We start from the raw sequence: 803 nt of genomic DNA, 5'->3' as shown, positions 1-803 counted from the left end.
GGCGAAGACCTGCTGGACTTCACCGGCCCCGCCGACCTCGAGGCCCGGCTCGCCCGCCGCTGACGCACTGTCCTCAATGTCCGGTAAAGACGAACAACAATACCGCCTGCTGCGCCATCTCGAGCAGCACCTCAGTGCCTGACCAGCCCCATGCACAGCCTGCTCGACCCAACCAACGACTACGTCTTCAAGCGTCTGTTCACGGGCGCGCCCGAACTGCTGGTGGCGCTGATCAACGACCTGCGCCCGGATTTGCCCGATATCGCCTCGGTCGAGGTGCTGAACCCCGCGATCGATGCCAACGAACTGGAGGGTAAGTACATCATCCTCGACGTCCTGGCGCGGGACGGCGAAGGCCATTGCTACAATGTCGAGATCCAGGTGCGCCGCTACGGCGCCTGGCACAAGCGCGGCTTGTTCTATCTGGTGCGCACCCTGGGCGGGCAGCTCGATGCCGGCGAGGATTATCGTGAGTTGCGTGCGTCGGTCGGGCTGCATCTGCTGGATTTCGATCTGTTCGACGCGACCGAAGCCGAGCGCCAGCAGGCGGTGTGGCGTTTCGAGATGCGCGATGAACGCCAGCCGGCCATCACGCTGGGGAACATCCTGCAGATGAATCTGATCGAACTGAAAAAGGCCGATCGGCTCGGGTTATCGCCCGGTCCGCTGCGAGCCTGGATCACCTTCTTCAAGCACTGGCGGGAGGACTTGACGATGTCTGAGATCACGCACGAGCCGGTCAAGCAAGCCATGAATCGGATCCGCGAACTCAGCGCGGATGAGGAGGCGCGTCGCCTGGCGTT

The 803-nt window shown here is 63.1% G+C and carries 1 protein-coding gene; it reads left to right on the top strand.

Annotated features, from left to right (window positions below):
• Positions 1–150 precede the first annotated feature (150 nt).
• Positions 151–803 (top strand): Rpn family recombination-promoting nuclease/putative transposase (locus F2Q65_RS19290; RefSeq protein ID WP_150095018.1); only part of this gene is annotated, 653 nt, incomplete at its 3' end.

Origin of the sequence: Thiohalocapsa marina, from assembly GCF_008632335.1 — a bacterium.
Taxonomy (GTDB): Bacteria; Pseudomonadota; Gammaproteobacteria; order Chromatiales; family Chromatiaceae; genus Thiohalocapsa; species Thiohalocapsa marina.
The sequence above is the reverse complement of the archived record's forward strand: the minus strand, read 5'-3'. Positions and strand labels throughout refer to the sequence as shown.